The organism is Actinomycetospora sp. NBRC 106378 (genome assembly GCF_030269685.1).
GTDB lineage: Bacteria > Actinomycetota > Actinomycetes > Mycobacteriales > Pseudonocardiaceae > Actinomycetospora.
Genome location: NZ_BSTT01000001.1, coordinates 311213 through 329457 on the forward strand (window position 1 = coordinate 311213; position 18245 = coordinate 329457).

An 18245-nucleotide genomic window follows, 5' to 3' on the forward strand; every position below is an offset into this window, starting at 1 on the left:
GCGACAGTGAAGGCCACGCATGTTGCCCCGGGGTGACGGCGGGCGCGAGTCACTCGTTCGTCGCAGTGGCCCCGTTCCCGCGTGCCGGGTTCGTCCTGTCCTCGGCCGCGACACGGCCGTCCGGTTCGACGCTGGTCCGGTGGCGACGGAGCCAGCGGGCCAGCCGGCCCGCCGGCCGGGGCGGCTGCGCCGCGAAGAGCTCGGCGTCGGTCGGCCGGGGCCCCTGCGTGGGGTGCTCGTCGTCGGAACGCGCGCGCAGGTCGATCTGCTCGTTGGTGTAGCGGGCGATCTCCGCGGCCACCGCCACCACCGGCACCGCGAGGAACGCCCCGACGACGCCCGCGACGCTGCTGCCGCCGGTGACGGCGAGGATGACGACGGCGGCGTGCAGCCCGAGGCCCCGGCCCTGCACCAGGGGCTGCAGCAGGTTCCCCTCGATCTGCTGCACCGCGAGGATCAGCACGAGCACGAGGAGGGCGTTGGTCAGCCCGTTGCTGACGAGGGCGATGAGCACCGACAGCACGCCCGCCGTGAGCGCCCCGACGATGGGGATGAACGCCCCGAAGAAGGTCAGCACGGCGAGGGGCAGCGCGAGCGGCACCCCGAGGACCACCAGGCCGATGCCGATGCAGGCGGCGTCGACGAAGCCGATGATCGCCTGCGAGCGGATGAACCCGCCCAGCCGGTCCCAGGCGCGTGAGCCGACCGACGCGAAGTGCACCCCCGCCGACGTCCCGACCTGCTGGCGCAGCCAGGGCAGGAACCGGTGGCCGTCCTTGACGAACAGGAAGGCGAGGACGAGCGCGAGGACGAGGTCGATCAGTCCGTTCGCGATGACGGTGAGCCCGGAGAACACTGTGCCCGCGATCATCGAGGCGGAGTTCTGCAGCTGGTCGACGCCGGCCTGCACGGCCTGGCCGATCTGGCTCTGCCCGAGCCCGAAGGTCTCGGTGAGGAAGCGCTGCACGTCCTCGAGACCGCTCGAGGCGCTGCCCACGAGCTGCGGGATCTGGGCGGCCACCGACGGGGCAATGGCCGCGATCACGCCCCCGACGATCGCGAGGGCCCCGAGCACCACGATGATCGCGGCCAGCAGCGACGGGACGCCGTGGTGGCGCAGCCACGTCGCGGGCGGCTCGAGCACCGTCGCGATGATCAGGCCGAGCAGCACCGGCAGCACGATCGACCACAGCTCGCCGATGATCAGACCCAGGAGCACCGCCCCCAGCGCGGTGAGGAGCAGCCGCAGGCTCCAGCGGGACGTCCACGCCAGGCCGTCGCCGATGAGCTGGCCGCGGCTGCGCCGCGTGGATGCACGGGGCGCCACGGTGGGCACGGGGATCTCCTGCGTCACGATCGGGGTCCTCTCCGGCCCGAGGGCCGGGGAGGAGTCCCCGCGGGCCGTCGTCGCGTACCCGAAACGGTCCGCCGATCACCCTCCGATCGAGGACCGGCTCAGTCGGCGGCGCGTTCGGCGGAACCCGCTTCCGGAGTCGGCGGAACCGAATGCTCCACGAGCTCCTCGGACTCCGGCGGCGGGTCCTCGCCGGGCTCGGCCTCCCCGGTCCGGCGGGCGACCTGCTGGTCGAGGTAGCGGCCGATCTCGGCGACGACGGCCGCGAGCGGCACGGCGAAGAACGCGCCCGCGATGCCGAACAGGGCGCTGCCCCCGGTGACGGCGAGGATGACGACCGCCGAGTTGAGCCCGAGGCCCTTGCCCTGCACCAGCGGTTGGAGCAGGTTCCCCTCGATCTGCTGGACGGCGAGGATGAGGACCAGCACGCCGATCGCGACCGTCGGGCCCTGCACCACCAGCGCGATGAGCACCGCCAGCGCCCCGGCCACGAGCGCCCCGATGATCGGCACGAACGCGCCGAAGAACGTGAGGACCGCCAGCGGCAGCGCGAGCGGTACCCCGAAGACGACCAGGCCGATCCCGATGAAGATCGCGTCGACCAGGCCGATGAGCGCCTGGGAACGGATGAACCCACCGAGGCGCGCCCACGCGCGGCGGCTGACCTCCTCGAGGTGCGAGCCCGCCGTCGGGCCCGTGCGGCGGCGCACCCACGGCAGGAACCTCGGCCCGTCCTTGACGAACAGGAACGCGAGGATGATCGCGAGCACGCCGTTGATGACGCCGTTGGCGACGGTGGTGACGCCCGCGACCACGCCGCCCGCGATCTGCACCGCGCTCTGCTGGAGCCGGGAGACGGCGAGGTCGACGTAGTCGCCGATCTGGCTCGCGCCGAGGTTCAACGGCGGTCCCTGCACCCACTGCTGGATCTGCTGGATCCCGCCGACGGCGCCCTGCACGATCGCCGGCGCCTGCCCCGCGACGGACGGGGCGAGCAGGACGATCACGCCGACCAGCACCGCGAGGCCGCCGACCACGACGAGCAGCGCGGCCAGGAGCGACGGCACCCCGCGGTCCCGCAGCCACGCGACCGGGGGCTCGATCACGGTGGCGATGATCAGCCCGAGGAAGACCGGGAACATGATCGACCACAGCTGGCCGATGACCAGTCCGAGCACCACCAGGGCGGCGGTCACGACGAGGAACCGCCAGCTCCACCGGGCGGTCCAGGCCAACCCGTCGCCGATCACGTGGCCGCGGCTGGGGCGGTCGGATTCGATCACGCCGCGGAGTCTGGCAGGCCGATCACCCCGAAACGTACGAACGGCACCCTCCGCGCAGGGAGGGTGCCGTCCGGGGGCGGGAGGCGTCAGGCCATCGCCTTCTGCAGGCCCTCGTCGATCGCGTCGAGGAAGTCCTGGGTGTTGAGGTACGGCGCGTCCTTGCCGATCAGCAGCGCCAGGTCCTTCGTCATCTTGCCGTCCTCGACGGTCTGGATGCAGACCTGCTCGATCTTCTCGGCGAAGTCGACGAGCTCGTCGTTGTTGTCCAGGCGACCGCGCTGGGCCAGACCCCGCGACCACGCGAAGATCGACGCGATCGGGTTGGTCGAGGTCTCCTTGCCCTGCTGGTGCTGGCGGAAGTGCCGCGTCACCGTGCCGTGGGCGGCCTCGGCCTCGACGGTGCCGTCCGGCGTCATGAGCACCGAGGTCATGAGGCCGAGCGAGCCGAAGCCCTGGGCGACGATGTCGGACTCGACGTCGCCGTCGTAGTTCTTGCAGGCCCAGACGTAGCCGCCCTCCCACTTGATGGCGGCGGCGACCATGTCGTCGATCAGGCGGTGCTCGTAGGTGAGGCCCGCCTTCTCGAAGTCGGCCTTGAACTCCGACTCGAAGATCTCCTCGAAGGTGTCGCGGAACATGCCGTCGTACGCCTTGAGGATGGTGTTCTTGGTCGACATGTAGACCGGGAAGCCGCGGTCCAGGCCGTAGCGCAGCGAGGCGCGGGCGAAGTCGACGATCGAGTTCTTGAAGTTGTACATGCCCAGCGCGACGCCCCCGTCCTCGGGGAACGTCGCGACCTGGAACTCCATCGGCTCGCCGTCACCGTCGGGCGTGTAGGTGATGGTGACGGTGCCCGGGCCGGGGACCTTGAAGTCCTGGGCCAGGTACTGGTCGCCGTGGGCGTGCCGGCCGACGACGATCGGCTTGGTCCAGTGCGGGACGTAGCGCGGGATGTTCGAACAGACGATCGGCTCGCGGAAGATCGTGCCGCCGAGGATGTTGCGGATCGTCCCGTTGGGCGAGCGGTACATGCGCTTGAGGCCGAACTCCTCGACGCGCGCCTCGTCCGGGGTGATCGTCGCGCACTTGACGCCGACGCCGTGGCGCTTGATCGCGTTCGCCGCGTCGACCGTGACCTGGTCGTCGGTCTCGTCGCGGTGCTCGATCCCGAGGTCGTAGTACTCGAGGTCGATCTCCAGGTACGGGTGGATCAGCTTGTCCTTGATGAACTGCCAGATGATCCGGGTCATCTCGTCGCCGTCCAGCTCGACGACGGTGCCCTCTACCTTGATCTTCGCCACTGAAGCGAACTCTCCTCTCGCGCCTCGTCACGGCGCCGCACGGTTCTCGGGGGCGCGCGCCGGGCCCGGCCAGATCGGGGAGGCCCGTGCGTTGCCTCTTCCCCGCACGCTATCAACGCGACACCTGCACCGACGCGCTGTGGCGGGTCGTACTCCTCACCCGTCTAGCGGGTCGCGAGCGGGCCGCCGGTGATCGAGAGCGACAGCAGGATGACCACGACGCCGAACACGGCGTAGGTGACGACGTCCGTGCGCCGCGGCCGGACGGCCAGCAGCCCCGCCGTCCGGTCGGGGAGGGCGGCCCGCAGGACCGCCGCGAGCAGCAGCGCGATGCCGAGCACCGTCGTGCCGTCGCGCCAGTGCTGCAGCCCGATCCGCACGAACGCGACGAGGGCGACCGCCAGGACCGCCGCGAGCGGGGCCTGCGCCCGCAGCCGGTGGAGCAGCGCCCGCGCGTAGTCCCCGACGGTCCGGGGCGGGCGGAGGTGGCGGGGGCCCTCCTCCTGCTCCGGTGGCAGGAAAGCGTCGTTGCTGTCGTCCAGTGGCAGGGACGCCGCATCGTCGGCTCCCCCGGTCCCCGTTCCCGACGCCGGGTCGGTGCCGGTCGCGCGTTCGGCGCCCGGAGTGCCGCCACCCGCCGTCATGACCCCTCAGGCCCCCTCGGCGCGCTCGACGACGTTCGTCAGCAGCATCGCGCGGGTCATCGGACCGACGCCGCCCGGGTTCGGGGCGACGAAGCCGGCGACCTCGCGGACGTCCTCGGCGACGTCGCCGAGGATGCCGTCGGGGCCTCGGGACACGCCGACGTCGAGCACGGCGGCGCCGGGCCTGACCATGTCGGCGGTGACGATGCCCGGCACGCCCGCGGCGGCGACGACCACGTCGGCCGCCCGGACCTCCGCGGCCAGGTCGCGGGTGCCGGTGTGGCAGAGGGTGACGGTGGCGTTCTCGCTGCGTCGGGTGAGCAGCAGGCCCAGCGGCCGGCCGACGGTGATGCCGCGGCCGAGCACGGTGACCTTCGCGCCGTCGAGCGGCACGTCGTAGCGGCGCAGCAGCTCGACGATGCCGCGCGGGGTGCAGGGCAGGGGCGCGGGCTCGTTCAGCACCAGCCGGCCGAGGTTCGTCGGGTGCAGGCCGTCGGCGTCCTTGTCCGGGTCGATGCGCTCCAGCACGGCGTTGGCGTCGAGTCCCTTCGGCAGCGGCAGCTGGACGATGTAGCCGGTGCACGCCGGGTCGGCGTTCAGCTCGTCCACCGCGCGCTCGACGTCGGCCTGGGTGGCGTCGGCGGGCAGGTCGCGGCGGATCGACTCGATGCCGACCTTCGCGCAGTCGCGGTGCTTGGCGCGCACGTAGGACTGCGACCCGGCGTCGTCGCCGACGAGCACCGTCCCCAGGCCGGGTGGGCGGCCCGCCGCGGTGAGCTTCGCGACCCGCTCGCCGAGCTCGGAGATGATCGTCGCCAGGGTGGCCTTGCCGTCCAGGATCGTCGCGGTCACGTGCCCATCATCGCGTGCCCGGCCGGAGCGCGGCAGGGGCCTGCGTCGGGCCCTCCGGCGGGCCGGACGCCCGGGAGTGCCCGAGGACCTCCAGCAGCTCCGAGTCCGGCCCGACGAGGAACGCCTCGTCGCCGGCGGTGAACCGGGTGTCGCGCCGGGGCGGGTGCTCGAGGGGCGCGCGGCCGCGCGGGTCGGTGACGCGGCGGAGGGCCACGACGCGGGTCCGGGCCGAGAGGTCGCGCATCGCGAGCCCGTCGAGGGCGCTGCCGCGCTCGACCCGCAGCCGCCCGAGCAGGAACGCCTGCCCGTGGACGGGGAAGGTGCCGAGCACGTCGAGGCCGAGGGCCGCGCCGACGAACCAGGGGGCGGCGAGCTCGGCGATCGACCGCACGGTGTCGAACCCGAAGCGGCGGGCGACCGTGCGGGCGAGCTCCCGGTCGAACAGGCGCAGCACGACGGGCGCGGCCGCCGCGGGGTCGAGGAGGTCCCGGACCGCGAGACCGGTCTCGATGTTGGCCATGTCGTCGCTGGTCAACACGGCCACTGCGGCCGCCCGCGGGACCCGGGCGTCCCCCAGCACCGTCGGCGTCGTGGCGTCGCCGAAGACCACCGGCACCCGCAGGGCCCGGGCGCGCGGCAGGTGCCGGTTGCCCGGGTCCGCCTCCACCACCACGACGTCGCGGCCGCGCGCGACGAGCGCCTCCATCACCGACACCCCGACCGCGCCGAGCCCGACGATGACGACGTGGCCCACCGAGGCCGACGCGGCCCGCCGGCCCGCCGTCGCCGAGAGCCGGCGGCTGATCAGCATGTCGGTGAAGAACGCGATCGGGATGGCGGTGGCCGCGACCCCCGCCAGCATCAGGAAGATCGCCCAGACCCGGAGCCAGGGCGACTGGCCCGCGAAGCTGTAGTCGCCGAAGCCGACCGTGGCCACCGCCTCGACGGTGAAGTAGAGCGCGTCGACGAGCGACATCCGGGCGCCGTCGGGATACCGGTAGCCCACCGCGATGACGGCGGTGGAGAGCAGCAGCAGCCCGGCCAGGGCCGCGATCGCCCAGCGCAGCCCGCGGTCGGACTCCCGGCCGACGGCGAGGACGGCCGCGAGCGCCCGGGCGAGGGGGCCGGCACTGCCGCGGGCGGCGTCGGGGTCGTAGCCGCCGCCGCGCCGGGTGGTCTCCCGCCGTCGACCGGGAACGGGCGCCGTGGTGTCGATCCCCGCCGCGGCGATCTCGGGGTCGTCACCGAGCACCGTCACGAGGTCGCCGGCGTCGACGCGTTCGTCGCGGCCGGGGCAGACGCGGGTCGACGACGGCGACCCGCCGGTGACGGCGAGCGGCGCGAGGTCGCCGTAGAGCTCCCGCAGCGAGGCCGGGGCGGGTGCCGTGGTGGCCACGGCGACGAAGCGCTGCCCGCCGATCTCGAGGGCGTGCACCGGGCTCTGCAGGCACGCCTCCACGAGCGCCGGGGTGACCAGGGCGGCGACGTCGAGCACCGCGCCCGGGCCCGGGTCGGCCGCGACGGCCCGCCCGATCGCGGCGTTGCCCAGCGCCGTCACGACCCGGACGTCCGGCCGTCGGTCGCGCACGTGCAGGGCGATGTGGAGGTTGCGCAGCTCCCCCGCGTCGCCGCCCTCGACGCACACCACCGCGCGGGCACCCGCCAGACCGACGGCCTCCAGGGTGCCCGGCAGGCTCGCGTCGGCGGTCAACAGCGGGACGCCCCAGGCCGCCAGCGTCCGCTCGGTGCGGGCGGCGGCGTGGGTGTCGTCGACGACCACGACCGGCACGTCACGGCGGTGCAGCTGCTCGACGATCCGCCAGCCGAGCCCGCCTAGACCGCAGACGACCACGTGCCCCCGCCGGTCGGCGAGGTCTCCTCCGGGCTCAGCGCTCGCCATGGTCGAGGGCGGCGTCGGCACCGGCGACGGCCGCGGCGTAGACGACGTGCTGGAGCACGCTGACGGTCATCAGCCGGGCGGTCCAGCGCCACGGCAGGGGCGTGTCGCCGAGGACGGGGAAGAGCGAGAGCGCCATCGTCTGGCAGCCCACGAAGAAGGCGACCCCCGCCGTGGGCTCGCCGAGGCGGTGGCGCAGCTCGGCGTGGGCCGCGCCGACGGCCGACCCGTAGCCCCAGTGCACCAGCCAGAACAGGGCCCGCCGACCGCCCGCGGACTCGGGCGCCCGTCCCGACACGGTGCGCAGCAGCGTCGAGGCGGCGACCACCACGTGGTCGCTGTCGTCGTAGTCGAGGATCTCGGTGATCTCCGACGGGTGCTTCCCCCGACGACGGGCGTAGACCTCGCGGTAGGCCCGTCCGGTCGCGGTCATCGCGGCGGTCCCGGCCGCGCCGGCGAGCGCGCCGGCCAGGAGACGGTGGGCGACTCCCCCTCCCGTGACACTGTCCGACCGGCCGGGACGGGGCAGGCGCCTCATGGGGGCGAGCATGCCTGAACCGGTACACGGGCCGTCATGGCAGGCGCTTACCCCTACGGACGGTCGGTGGCGCGTGTGCGGTGCGTGAGATCACACTCGATCGGTCAGCGGGCACGCCTGCGGCGCTCGGACCAGCACCGACGCCAGGACAGCCCGTCACCACCGGCACGAAGGAGTGGCGATGACCACAGTCGACGAGAGTGCGGGGGCGCACGCCGCCGCCGATACCCGGGCGGCTGATGCAGCAGCCGCGGAGGCGGCCGCCGCGGCGGCCAACCCGGCCCTGGTCGGGGTCCCGACGTTCGTGATCGGCTCGATCGCCCTCGGTCTCTACTTGATCGGCTTCACCGGGACTGCGGCGAACGCGGCGATCGGCATGGTGCCGATCCTGTTCATGTGCACCGGGGTCGGGCAGCTCATCGCGACGGGCTGGGCGATCCGGACCGGCGCCGGCCCGGTCGCGGCGATCTTCGGGATCTTCGCGGGCTTCTGGCTGAGCTTCGCCCTGCTGGTGGTGGGACTCGGGCACAACTGGTTCGGGGACGCCACGGCAGACGGTGCGGCGGTCGCAGCCCAGGAGACGTTCCTGCTCACCTGGCTGATCGGCGTCGTCGTCCTGACGCTGGCCTCGCTGCGTCTGCCGTCGGTGTTCACGCTGCTGTTCGTCCTGGTCGACATCGCCCTGCTGCTCGTCCTGCTCGGGACGGCGGGTGGCTCCACGGGGCTGCTGTTCGGCGGCGGCATCGCGGTCTTCGCCTTCACGCTGGTGGGCGTCTACCTGTTCTTCGACGCACTCGGCCAGGCGACCGGGGGCGGCGCGCTGCCGATGGGCAAGCCGATCGTCGGGGGCTGATCCGCCCCTTGCCGACCTGATGGGGGTGTCCCCGGCCGTTCGGACCGGCCGGGGACACCCCCGTCAGTGTGTCGGACCCCGATGGTGGTCCGGTCACGACCGTGACGGGAACCCCGTCGGGGTGCGGCCGCTCGCGGCGAGATTCACATAGGGCAGGTTCCGGAGCCGCTCGACCTGCCGGATGTCACCCTCGCGGCGCTGCGGCGGGCGACCCGCACCGGCACCCGCGGCGAGACTCACGGAGGGCAGGTTCCCGGGCCGCCCGACCTGCCTGATGTCACCCTCGCGACGGGGCAGCGGGCGACCCGCCGGGCGGCCCGCGCCGAGACTCACGGAGGGCAGGTTCCCGGGCCACTCGACCTGCCTGATGTCACCCTCGCGGCGAGGTCACCGCGCGTCGACACGCTCCCGGGTGAGCAGCGTCCGCGCGGCCTCCCGCGCGTCCCGGGCCGCCGTGGGGTCGCCGTCGAGGTGCGCGGCGACCATCGCCCCGTCGTAGAGCATGACCAGGTGCCGGGCCGCGGCCTGTGGCGCCGCGTGGCCGGCCTCCTCCAGCAGGCCCTCGAACAGCGCGCGCACCCACGTGCGGTGCCGACCGAGCACCGCGGCGACGGCCCCTTCGACGGCGTACTCGGCCGCGACGTTGATGAACGGGCAACCCCGGTAGCCGGGCGCCGCGAACCACTCCCCGAGCAGGTCGAACACCGCGAGCACCCGATCGACCGGGTCGTCGGCCCGGCCGGGGAGTTCGGCCTCGACGTGGGCGCGCCAGTCCGCACTGCGTCCCTCGAGGTACGCCTCGACCAGGGCGTCCTTGCCGCCGAAGTGCGCGTAGAGGCTGGCCTTCGCGACGCCCGCCTCCGCGAGGATCCGGTCGATCCCCACCGCGTGCACGCCCTCGGCGTAGAAGAGCCGGTCCGCGGTGGCGAGGAGTCGGTCGCGCACCGTCGCCCGCGGCCCCGTTCCCATGCCTTGACGTTATCAGACAGACCTGTCTACTGTCTCGAACGAACAGACCGGTCTGTCTAGGAGACGACATGAGCCCGCAGTACTTCGACCGCTACGAGAACCTCGCGTTCGAGCGCACCGAGGACGGTGTCCTGACGCTGCGCTTCCACTCCGCCGGCGGTCCGGTCACCTTCACCGGCACCACGCACGAGGATCTGCCGAGGGCTCTCGACGACATCGCCCACGACGGCGAGAACCGGGCCCTGGTCCTCACGGGCACGGGCGACGCGTTCATGGACGCCATCGACGGCGACAGCCTCGGGGAGATCTTCAAGCCGGCCCACTGGGAGAAGATCCGCCGCGAGGGGCTCGACGTGCTGCAGCGGCTGCTCACGCTGCCGATGCCGGTCATCGGGGTGGCCAACGGTCCGGCGACCGTGCACTCGGAATACCTGCTGCTCAGCGACGTGCACATCGCCTCCGAGCGGGCGACCTACGGCGACTATCCTCACCCCACCTTCGGGATCACCGCGGGCGACGGCCTGCAGGTCGTGTGGGAGGAAGCCGTCGGCACGGCCCGGACGAAGTGGCTGCTGTGGACCGGCGAGACGATCGACGCCGCCACCGCCCAGCAGTGGGGCGTGGTCAACGAGGTCGTCGCGCACGATCGGGCGTACTCCCGTGGCCTCGAGATCGCCCGGACGTTGGCCGCGAAGCCCGCTCTCTACCGCAGCCTGCAGAAGCAGACGCTGAACCAGCGCCTGCTGCGGCGGCTCGTGGAGGCCGTGCCCTACGGCATGGCGCTCGAGGGCCTGACCGCCGCCGACCTGGCCTACCAGGCGAGCTGACCCCGAGGCCGGGGCGTCCGTCGGGCGCCCCGGGCCCGCCCTGCCCCACCCCAGGAGGAACCGTGGACCTGACCCGTCGTCGTGCCGTCGTCACCGGCGCCGGCTCCGGCATCGGCCGGGAGATCGCCGTCGCACTCGCCCGCCTCGGCGGGCGGCTCCTCCTGGTCGGCCGGGGAGAGGCGGCCCTGCGCGAGACCGGCGAGCTCGTGACGAGCGCCGGCGGCACCGCCGGGACGCTGGCGCTGGATCTCACCGTTGCCGGCGCCCCGGACCTCGTCATCGGGGCCGCCCGCGACCGGCTGGGCGGGCTGGACCTGCTGGTCAACAACGCCGGCAACGTCCGGGCCGGCCGACTGGAGGAGCAGGCCGTGGACGACATCCACGCGCTGATCGACCTGAACCTGACCGCCCCCGTCCTGCTCACCCGCGCGGCCCTGCCGAGCCTGCGCGCCGCGGCCGCCGACCGGGGCGCGGCGGTGGTGACGATCGCCAGTGGCATCGCCCTGGTGGGGCTGCCGTTCTACACGACCTACGCCGCGAGCAAGGCGGGGGTCGCCGCCTTCGGGCATGCCCTGCGCCGTGAGCTGCACGGCACGGGCGTGCACGTCGCCACCGTCTACCCGGGGGCGACCGCCACCGCGATGATGGACAGCTCCGCGGCCGGCGAGGACCTCGGGTTCGGCCGACGTGCCGCCTCCGACGTCGTGGCCGACGTGCTGGAGGCCCTGGGCCGGGACGAGCACGAGATCAACACCTCGCTGCCGACCAGGCGGGCGATGCAGCAGCTCCACGCCACCGATCCACTGGCCGTCGACGAGCAGCTCGCGCCGCGACTGGCCGACCTCGAGGTCGCGGTGCGCCACCACCGCAGCATCTGACAGCGCACTCTCCGAGCAGCGGTGGGACCACGGCGAGAACGCCTGGCGCGACCCCCCGCCTGAGGTCCGTGCGGGTGTCAACGGAAGTCGCGCGACCGGGACGGGACGACCAGGTCCAGACGTTCCACCCGGTCGGCCACGAGGTTGACCACGCTCGGGGCGTCGTGGGCGCGCTCCACCCGACCCCGGATGACGAGCGCCGCGCTCGTGCGGGCGACCACCCGGTGGCGTGCCCACAGCCCCTCCGAGCACACCACGTTGAGCATCCCCGTCTCGTCCTCGAGGTTGAGGAACGTCGTCCCGCCCGCCGTCGCCGGGCGCTGCCGGTGCGTGACGACCCCGCCGACCTCGATCCGCTCCCCCTCGGGCACCGCCGCCACGCCCGCGACGCTGTACGCGCCCCGCCGGTCCAGCTCGGCGCGCAGGTGGGTCACCGGGTGCCCGTCGGGGGACAGCCCCGTCGCCCACACGTCGGCGATCGTCAGCTCCACCGCGGACATGCCGGGCAGCGCCGGGGCGTCGAGGCCCACCGCGGAGCCGGGCAGCCGGTCCTGGCGCGCCCCGTCGCGGACCACGGCCGTCCCCGCCGCCGCGGCGCCCGCCGCCCACAGCGCCTCGCGCCGCTCGAGCCCGAAGCAGGCCAGTGCCCCACCGGTGGCGAGCGCCTCCAGGTGCGCGGTGGTGAGGTCGGCGCGCCGGGCGAGGTCGGCCGGCCCGTCGAACGGGGCGGCGTCGCGGGCCGTGACGATGCGTTCGGCGACCTCGTCGCCCAGCCCCCGCACCGACGCGAGCCCCATCCGGACCGCCACCCCGCCCGTGCTGTCGGGCTGCGGCTCCAGGTCGGGTTCGGCCCGGCTGCGCGTGACGTCGGGGCCGTGCACCACGACCCCGTGCCGCCGGGCGTCGGCCACCAGGCTCTGCGGGGAGTAGAAGCCCATGGGCTGGGCCCGCAGCAGGGCGGCGCAGAAGGCCGCCGGGTGGTGGTACTTGTACCAGGCGGACACGTAGACCAGGGACGCGAAGCTGATCGAGTGGCTCTCCGGGAAGCCGAAGTTCGCGAACGCCCTGGTCTTGGCGAAGATCCGGTCGGCGAGGTCCCCGGTGATCTGGTTGCGGGCCATCCCGGCGTAGAAGCGCTCCCGCATCCGCTCGAGGCGCTCGGCCGAGCGCTTCGCCGAGAGCGCCCGGCGCAGCTCGTCGGCCTCGGCCGCGGAGAACCCGGCGACGTCGGTGGCCAGCTGCATGAGCTGCTCCTGGAACAGCGGCACCCCGAGCGTCTTGCGCAGCGCCGGCTCACACAGCGGGTGGTCGTAGATCACGCGCTCGTCGCCGTTGCGGCGCCGGATGTAGGGGTGCACCGACCCGCCCTGGATCGGACCGGGCCGGATCAGCGCGACCTCCACCACCAGGTCGTAGAACCGGCGGGGCTTCAGCCGGGGCAGCGTGGCCATCTGGGCGCGCGACTCCACCTGGAACACCCCGACCGAGTCGCCCCGCGCGAGCATCGCGAAGACGTCGGGGTCGGTGGGCTGCAGTTCGTGCAGCTCGATGCGCCGCCCGTGGTGGGCCGCCACGTAGTCGCTGGCGTAGTGCAGCACCGAGAGCATCCCGAGCCCGAGCAGGTCGAACTTGACCAGGCCGACCGCGGCGGCGTCGTCCTTGTCCCACTGGATGACGCTGCGGTCCTCCATCCGCGCCCACTCCACCGGCACCACCTGGTCCACCGGCCGGTCGCAGATCACCATGCCGCCGGAGTGGATGCCGAGGTGGCGGGGGAAGCCCGCGATCTCCTCGGCCAGGGTGGCCACCGCGCGGGGCATCCCGGGCACCTGCTCGCCCAGGTCGGCGCCCGGCCCCCACCGGTCGATGTGCTTGCTCCACGCGTCCTGCTGACCCTGGGAGTGGCCGAGCGCTCGGGCGGCGTCCCGGACCGCGGAGCGCGGCCGGTAGGTGATGACGTTCGCGACCTGCGCCGCCCGGTCCCGCCCGTACCGGCGGTAGACGTACTGGATGACCTCCTCGCGGCGGTCGGACTCGATGTCGAGGTCGATGTCGGGGTAGCCGTCGCGCTCCGGGGAGAGGAACCGTTCGAAGAGCAGGTCCATCTGCACGGCGTCGACGTGGGTGATGCCGAGCGCGAAGCAGACCGCCGAGTTCGCCGCCGAGCCACGGCCCTGGCAGTAGATGTCGGCCTCGCGGCAGAACCGCACGATGTCGGCGACGATGAGGAAGTACCCGGGGAAGTTCTGCCCCTCGATGATCGCCATCTCGTGGTCGATCACCTCCCACGCCTCGGGGTTCTCCGTCCGGCTGCCGTAGCGCCCGCGACCGCCGTGGTCGACGAGGTGGCGCAGCCAGCTCGCCTCGGTCTCCCCCGCCGGGACCGTGAACGGCGGCAGCTCGGGGGCGAGCAGCGCCAGCTCGAACGCGCACTCCCGTCCGAGCACCGCGGCGTGCGTGACCGCCTCGGGGTGCCGGGCGAACCGGGTGGCCATCTCCGCGCCGGAGCGCAGGTGGGCGGTGCCGGGCGGCAGCCAGCCCTCCGCCTCGTCGAGGCTGCGCCGCGCCCGCACCGCACCCAGCGCCGCCGCGATCCGCGCCCGGTCGGGCGTCGCGTAGTGCGCCGCGGTGCTCGCGACGGTGGGCAGGCCCGCCCGCGCCGCCAGCCCGGCGAGCAGGTCGTTGCGCTCGACGTCGACCGGCAGCCCGTGGTCGGTCAGCTCCACCGCCACCGACTCGGCCCCGAACAGCGCCACCAGGCGGTCCAGCGCCCCGGCCGCCGCCTCCGGCCCACCGGTCGCCAGCGCCCGGCGGACGTGGCCCTTGCGGCACCCGGTCAGCACGACCACCCGGTCGCGCAGCGTCGCCGCGGTGCGCTCCAGGTCGTACACCGGGTGGCCCTTCTCCGCCCGCGGGTCCATCGCCGCCTCGGTGATGGCCCGGGAGATCGCGCGGTAGCCGTCGGGGTCGCGCGCCAGGACGAGCAGGTGCTCGCCCTCCGGGTCGGCCACCCCGTTCTGCGGGGCGGACAGGCCCAGCGACAGCTCCGCCCCGAAGACCGTGCGGATGTCGAGCTCGTGCGCGGCCTCGGCGAAGCGGACCACGCCGTACATCCCGTCGTGGTCGGTGAGCGCGATCGCCTCCAGCCCCAGCCGGTGGGCCTCCTCCACGAGTTCCTCGGGCTGGCTCGCCCCGTCGAGGAAGCTGTAGGTGGAGTGGGCGTGCAGCTCGGCGTAGGGCACCGTGGCCGTGCTCTCCGGCCGGGGCGTCCGCGGCGGTCGGTAGGGCGCCCGGGTGCGGCTCCAGGCCGGCGAGTCGCCCCCGTCGCCGGGGTGCGTCTCGTCCCGCGTGGACCGGCGCCGCACGGGGGCCGCGGTGACGTCGGCGGGGTGGACGGTGCCCGGACCGTCGACCACCGGGCCGGCCCCCTCCCGCGACCGGGCGGCACCGGACCGGACCGGCTTCCCCGCGAGGATCCGCTCCATCTCCGACCAGCTGACCGCCGGATTGCCCCAGCCCATCCCGGCCTCCCGACCTCGTTGGTCGAACACGTGTTCGATACCTCGACTGTAGCGGGAGGGTCCGACAACGTGCCGCGCGTTCACCGGATCCGGGGCGCCGCCGGTCAGTCGTAGATCCCCTCGACGGCCCACCGGTCGCCGCGCAGCACGAGCAGCAGGGCCAGCCCGGCGGCGTCGGCCGAGGAGGCGACGGGGTCGGGCGCGAGGTCGGCGGCCGGATCGGGGTCGGAGTCGTCCTGCACGCACACCACCTGGACCCGCAGGCACCCCGCGGGCGCCGCCGGGTCCCACCAGCGACCCTCCTCGGGCCACGGCCCGCCCCAGGCCCGCACCGGGGCGTACTCGCCGTCACCGATGCCGACGAACGCCGGGGCCGCCGACAGCCGCCCTCGGGGAGCCGCCCGCACCGGCCGTCCGGCCGCGTCGAGCACCCGGGCCGGCGCGGGTTCGGGCGGCACCGTCGACGGTGACGGCGCCGGGAGCGCCCCGGGCCAGGGAGCCTCGGGGTCGAGCGCGGGAGTGCGCTCGTCGCCCCACGGCACGGCCCGGATGCGCTCGGCGGGCCCACGCCCGCCGCCGAGCACCCCGGTCAGCACCTCCTCCGGCCCGAGCAGCCCCTGCACCCGCACGAGGGCCCGACCGGCACGTTCGTCGGCCGCCCCCGTCTCCCCCCAGAGCCCGAGCTGCAGCCGGCCGGCGTCGACGACCTCCTCGGGCACCAGCCGCAGCACCGCCAACCCGTCCCCGCTGCGGCCCGACCCCGCCCGCCGCGACAGCCACCCCTCGAGCTGCCAGCGCACCCGGTCCGCGGTGGCCGACGGGGTGAGCGGCTCGGCGCAACGCCAGGTGCGGGCCAGCTCGTCCCCGCCGACGGTGCTCGCCTGGACGCCGAGCCTGGTGCAGGCCAGTCCGGCCTCGCCGAGGACGTGGTGCAGCCGCTCGGCGAGGGCGCGCGAGGCGAACGCGGCGGCGTCGACGCGGTCGACCGGCGGGTCGAGCGGGACCTCGACGACGAGCTCGTCGGGCACCCGACGGCGGGTCGGCGGGCGTTCGTCGAGCCCGCGGGCGAGCCGGTGCGCGCGCACCGCGGCGGCGTCGAACCGGGAGGCGACGTCGACGGCCGGGAGCTCGGCGAAAGCTCCCAGCGTGGTCAGCCCGAGGCGACGCAGCAGGCCGATCAGCTCGGTGCGCGCGGTGGTCGCGGGGACGTCGGCGCCCGCGGTGTCCGGCTCCACCCCCGGTTCCAGCTCCAGCTCGACGACCGGGCGCGGCGCGAGGAACGCCCGCGACCCCCCGCGCGGCACGATCACGCTGCGGCGGGCGGCGAGGGAGGCGGCGAACACCCCGTCGGCCACCCCGACCTGGCACTCCACCCGTGCCCGCGCGGCGACGTGGTCGACCAGGCGCTCGGCCACCGTCTCCTCGCCCCCGAAGTACCGGGCCGGGCCCCGCGCGGCGAGGACCACCAGGCCCGGCCGGATCACCTCGACGCCGGGGGCGATCTCCTCCACCGCCGCGGCGACCGTCTCGAACGCCCGCGCGTCGCGGTCGGCGTCCCGGCCGAGCACCGCCAGGTCGGGGCAGCGGGCCTGCGCCTCGCGGCGGCGCAGCCCCCGCCGGATCCCCTGCGCCCGCGCGGTCGCCGAGCACGCCACGACCCGGTGGCCCACCAGCACGGCCGCCGGACGGTCGGCGGGGATGCCGGACTCCGCGCAGGCCGCGACCACCGGCCAGTCCGGGCACCACAACGCCACGACCCGCAACGGGGCCCCGCTGCTCACCCCGTCCTCGCCGGTGCGAGCTCCGTCTCGAACCCGTCGTCGAGGGCCGGGGCACACCCGCCGTCGGGACCCGGGAGGAGCACGTCGGAGCGCAGGTCGCGCGCCCGGCCGCGGGCCGCGCAGCGCAGGTGCACCCGACGGGACCGCAGCCGCCCGGCGCCGTCGCCCAGCAGCCCGGACCAGGTGCCACCGGCGGCGCGCAGCTCGACGTCCGCTCCCGGCCACGCCCCGACCGGGACGAGCACGGCGCCCTTCTGCCGGACCCGCGCGGCGAGCCGCTGCCGGTCCCCCGCCCGCCACGCCGACGCGCCGCCGAGCACGACGACGTCCACCCCGTCGACGAGCGCCGCCACCACCGTCGCCGGACGGGGACCGGGCCGCGGGACGAGGGCCGTGCGCGCGAGATCGAGCCCCGCCTCGTGCGCGGCGGCCACCCCGACCCCCGGCAACCCGACCAGCGCACACCACGACCCCGCCCGTGACGCCTGCGCCACCAGCGCGAGCAGCAGGGCGGTCGACCCGTGCACCGACACCGTCGACCCACGCCGCAGCCCGCCCCACGGGAGCAGGCCCGCGAGTGCCCCGGACACCGGCAGCAGCGCCTGCTCGGGATCGTGCGCGGGCTCCGTGCGCACGGGCTCCGGTCCGGGTGACGCCGGGACCGACGCCGGGACCGGTGTCGGCCGAGTGTGCGATGCTGCCGCCCGGGCACCCCGCGCGGGCAGCTCCGAGGCCCGGACGAGCCCCAACTCCGCGACCCGACCGGCGAGCACGTCGTGCGCGAGCGACATGGAAACCCTCCTCGATCATCGAACACCTGTTCGAACGAGGAGAACGGTAACCCAGCCCCCCGACAGTCCGCCACGACGCCGGGGACGACACGGACCGATGTGACCGGGTCGTGGAGACCCACCTACCCCGGGATCGTGGCCTGACCCGGCTGCACCTGGCCCTGCTGCTCCTGCTGCTGGCGCTTCCTCCGCACGCCCTGGGCGCCCTTCCGCGCGTGGCCCTTCGCCGCCGCCACGTGCGCGGCGGGGGGCGCCGAGGCGTCGGCGACGGCGTACCCGGCCCCGAACCCACCGCCGAGCAGCACGAGCGCGGCGAGCGTGCCCGCCGCCCCCACCCGGACCCGCCGCGAGCGCCACCAGGACGACCGCGGCTGCCCGGTCGGCTGCCCGGCCGGCTCCGCGGCCGGCCGCGGCTGCCCGGGCGGCTCCGCGGACGACCCGGCCGACGGGGTCGGCGGGACCTCCGACCGCGCCCACCCCGGTTCGGTCGGCGGGTCCGCGGGCGAGGTCGACCACTCCCCGGGGCTCCCTGACGACGGGTGCCCCTCCTCAGGACCCCCCGACGACGGGTACTCCGACGACGGGTACTCCGACGACGGGTACTCCGACGACGGGTACTCCGACGACGAGTGCTCCTCGGAGCGGGTGGGGGTGTCCTCGGGCTCGTCCGGTCCGGTCACGATGTCCTCCGCGTGCGGGCCGGCTCCGATGGCCGGCCGTCCTGATCTCCTCCTGAAGACTCGCCCCGGACGCGGG

At 74.8% G+C, this 18245-nt stretch carries 15 protein-coding genes; 3 read left to right on the plus strand and 12 right to left on the minus strand.

All coding sequences use genetic code 11. From position 1 onward, the window contains the following. Nucleotides 1-49 precede the first annotated feature (49 nt). The 7 genes from QSK00_RS01520 to QSK00_RS01550 all read right to left on the minus strand — a co-directional run bounded on the left by QSK00_RS01520 (nucleotide 50) and on the right by QSK00_RS01550 (nucleotide 7869). Complete coding sequence (locus QSK00_RS01520) at nucleotides 50-1354, minus strand: AI-2E family transporter (protein WP_285586742.1); 1305 nt, start codon at nucleotides 1352-1354, stop codon at nucleotides 50-52. Nucleotides 1355-1455: 101 nt separating this feature from the next. Then, entirely contained in the window at nucleotides 1456-2637 is a 1182-nt protein-coding gene (locus tag QSK00_RS01525) for an AI-2E family transporter (protein ID WP_285586744.1), read from the minus strand. 86 nt (nucleotides 2638-2723) lie between these two features. Then, entirely contained in the window at nucleotides 2724-3938 is a 1215-nt protein-coding gene (locus tag QSK00_RS01530; RefSeq protein WP_285586746.1) for an NADP-dependent isocitrate dehydrogenase, read from the minus strand. A gap of 164 nt (nucleotides 3939-4102) precedes the next feature. Then, complete coding sequence (locus QSK00_RS01535; RefSeq protein WP_285586747.1) at nucleotides 4103-4582, minus strand: DUF3017 domain-containing protein; 480 nt, start codon at nucleotides 4580-4582, stop codon at nucleotides 4103-4105. Nucleotides 4583-4588: 6 nt separating this feature from the next. Further along, nucleotides 4589-5434, minus strand: a complete 846-nt coding sequence (locus tag QSK00_RS01540) for a bifunctional methylenetetrahydrofolate dehydrogenase/methenyltetrahydrofolate cyclohydrolase (protein ID WP_285586748.1) — start codon at nucleotides 5432-5434, stop codon at nucleotides 4589-4591. Between the two features lie 7 nt (nucleotides 5435-5441). Beyond that, a complete protein-coding gene (locus QSK00_RS01545) occupies nucleotides 5442-7334 on the minus strand; it encodes an NAD-binding protein (RefSeq protein WP_285586750.1) in 1893 nt (630 codons plus the stop codon). Further along, the gene (locus QSK00_RS01550) at nucleotides 7321-7869 is read right to left on the minus strand and encodes a hypothetical protein (protein ID WP_285586751.1); all 549 of its coding nucleotides are present in this window, start codon (nucleotides 7867-7869) and stop codon (nucleotides 7321-7323) included. Before QSK00_RS01550 ends, QSK00_RS01545 begins: the two co-directional genes overlap by 14 nt. A gap of 181 nt (nucleotides 7870-8050) precedes the next feature. On the opposite strand from QSK00_RS01550, the gene QSK00_RS01555 reads away from it, so the two are divergent. Further along, nucleotides 8051-8722 carry a GPR1/FUN34/YaaH family transporter gene (locus tag QSK00_RS01555; RefSeq protein WP_285586752.1) on the plus strand — a complete coding sequence of 224 codons (672 nt, stop codon included), beginning with the start codon at nucleotides 8051-8053 and terminating at the stop codon, nucleotides 8720-8722. 387 nt (nucleotides 8723-9109) lie between these two features. Here the strand turns inward: QSK00_RS01555 and QSK00_RS01560 are convergent, their stop codons facing one another. Further along, nucleotides 9110-9691 (minus strand): TetR/AcrR family transcriptional regulator, encoded by a 582-nt coding sequence (locus tag QSK00_RS01560; RefSeq protein ID WP_285586753.1) that lies wholly within the window; start codon nucleotides 9689-9691, stop codon nucleotides 9110-9112. Between the two features lie 68 nt (nucleotides 9692-9759). Between QSK00_RS01560 and QSK00_RS01565 the strand changes: the two genes are divergently transcribed. Both QSK00_RS01565 and QSK00_RS01570 read left to right on the plus strand, forming a co-directional pair. Further along, nucleotides 9760-10518, plus strand: a complete 759-nt coding sequence (locus QSK00_RS01565; RefSeq protein ID WP_285586754.1) for an enoyl-CoA hydratase/isomerase family protein — start codon at nucleotides 9760-9762, stop codon at nucleotides 10516-10518. Between the two features lie 62 nt (nucleotides 10519-10580). Further along, nucleotides 10581-11396 (plus strand): SDR family NAD(P)-dependent oxidoreductase, encoded by an 816-nt coding sequence (locus tag QSK00_RS01570; RefSeq protein ID WP_285586757.1) that lies wholly within the window; start codon nucleotides 10581-10583, stop codon nucleotides 11394-11396. A gap of 77 nt (nucleotides 11397-11473) precedes the next feature. On the opposite strand, the gene QSK00_RS01575 is transcribed toward QSK00_RS01570, so the two are convergent. The 4 genes from QSK00_RS01575 to QSK00_RS01590 all read right to left on the minus strand — a co-directional run bounded on the left by QSK00_RS01575 (nucleotide 11474) and on the right by QSK00_RS01590 (nucleotide 18169). Continuing rightward, a complete protein-coding gene (locus tag QSK00_RS01575) occupies nucleotides 11474-14917 on the minus strand; it encodes an error-prone DNA polymerase (protein ID WP_285587904.1) in 3444 nt (1147 codons plus the stop codon). A gap of 104 nt (nucleotides 14918-15021) precedes the next feature. Further along, nucleotides 15022-16698 (minus strand): DNA polymerase Y family protein, encoded by a 1677-nt coding sequence (locus QSK00_RS01580; protein ID WP_285586759.1) that lies wholly within the window; start codon nucleotides 16696-16698, stop codon nucleotides 15022-15024. Next, complete coding sequence (imuA', locus tag QSK00_RS01585; protein ID WP_285586761.1) at nucleotides 16695-17489, minus strand: DnaE2-dependent mutagenesis accessory factor ImuA'; 795 nt, start codon at nucleotides 17487-17489, stop codon at nucleotides 16695-16697. Before imuA' ends, QSK00_RS01580 begins: the two co-directional genes overlap by 4 nt. 122 nt (nucleotides 17490-17611) lie before the next feature. Then, nucleotides 17612-18169, minus strand: a complete 558-nt coding sequence (locus tag QSK00_RS01590; RefSeq protein ID WP_285586763.1) for a hypothetical protein — start codon at nucleotides 18167-18169, stop codon at nucleotides 17612-17614. Between the last annotated feature and the right edge of the window lie 76 nt (nucleotides 18170-18245).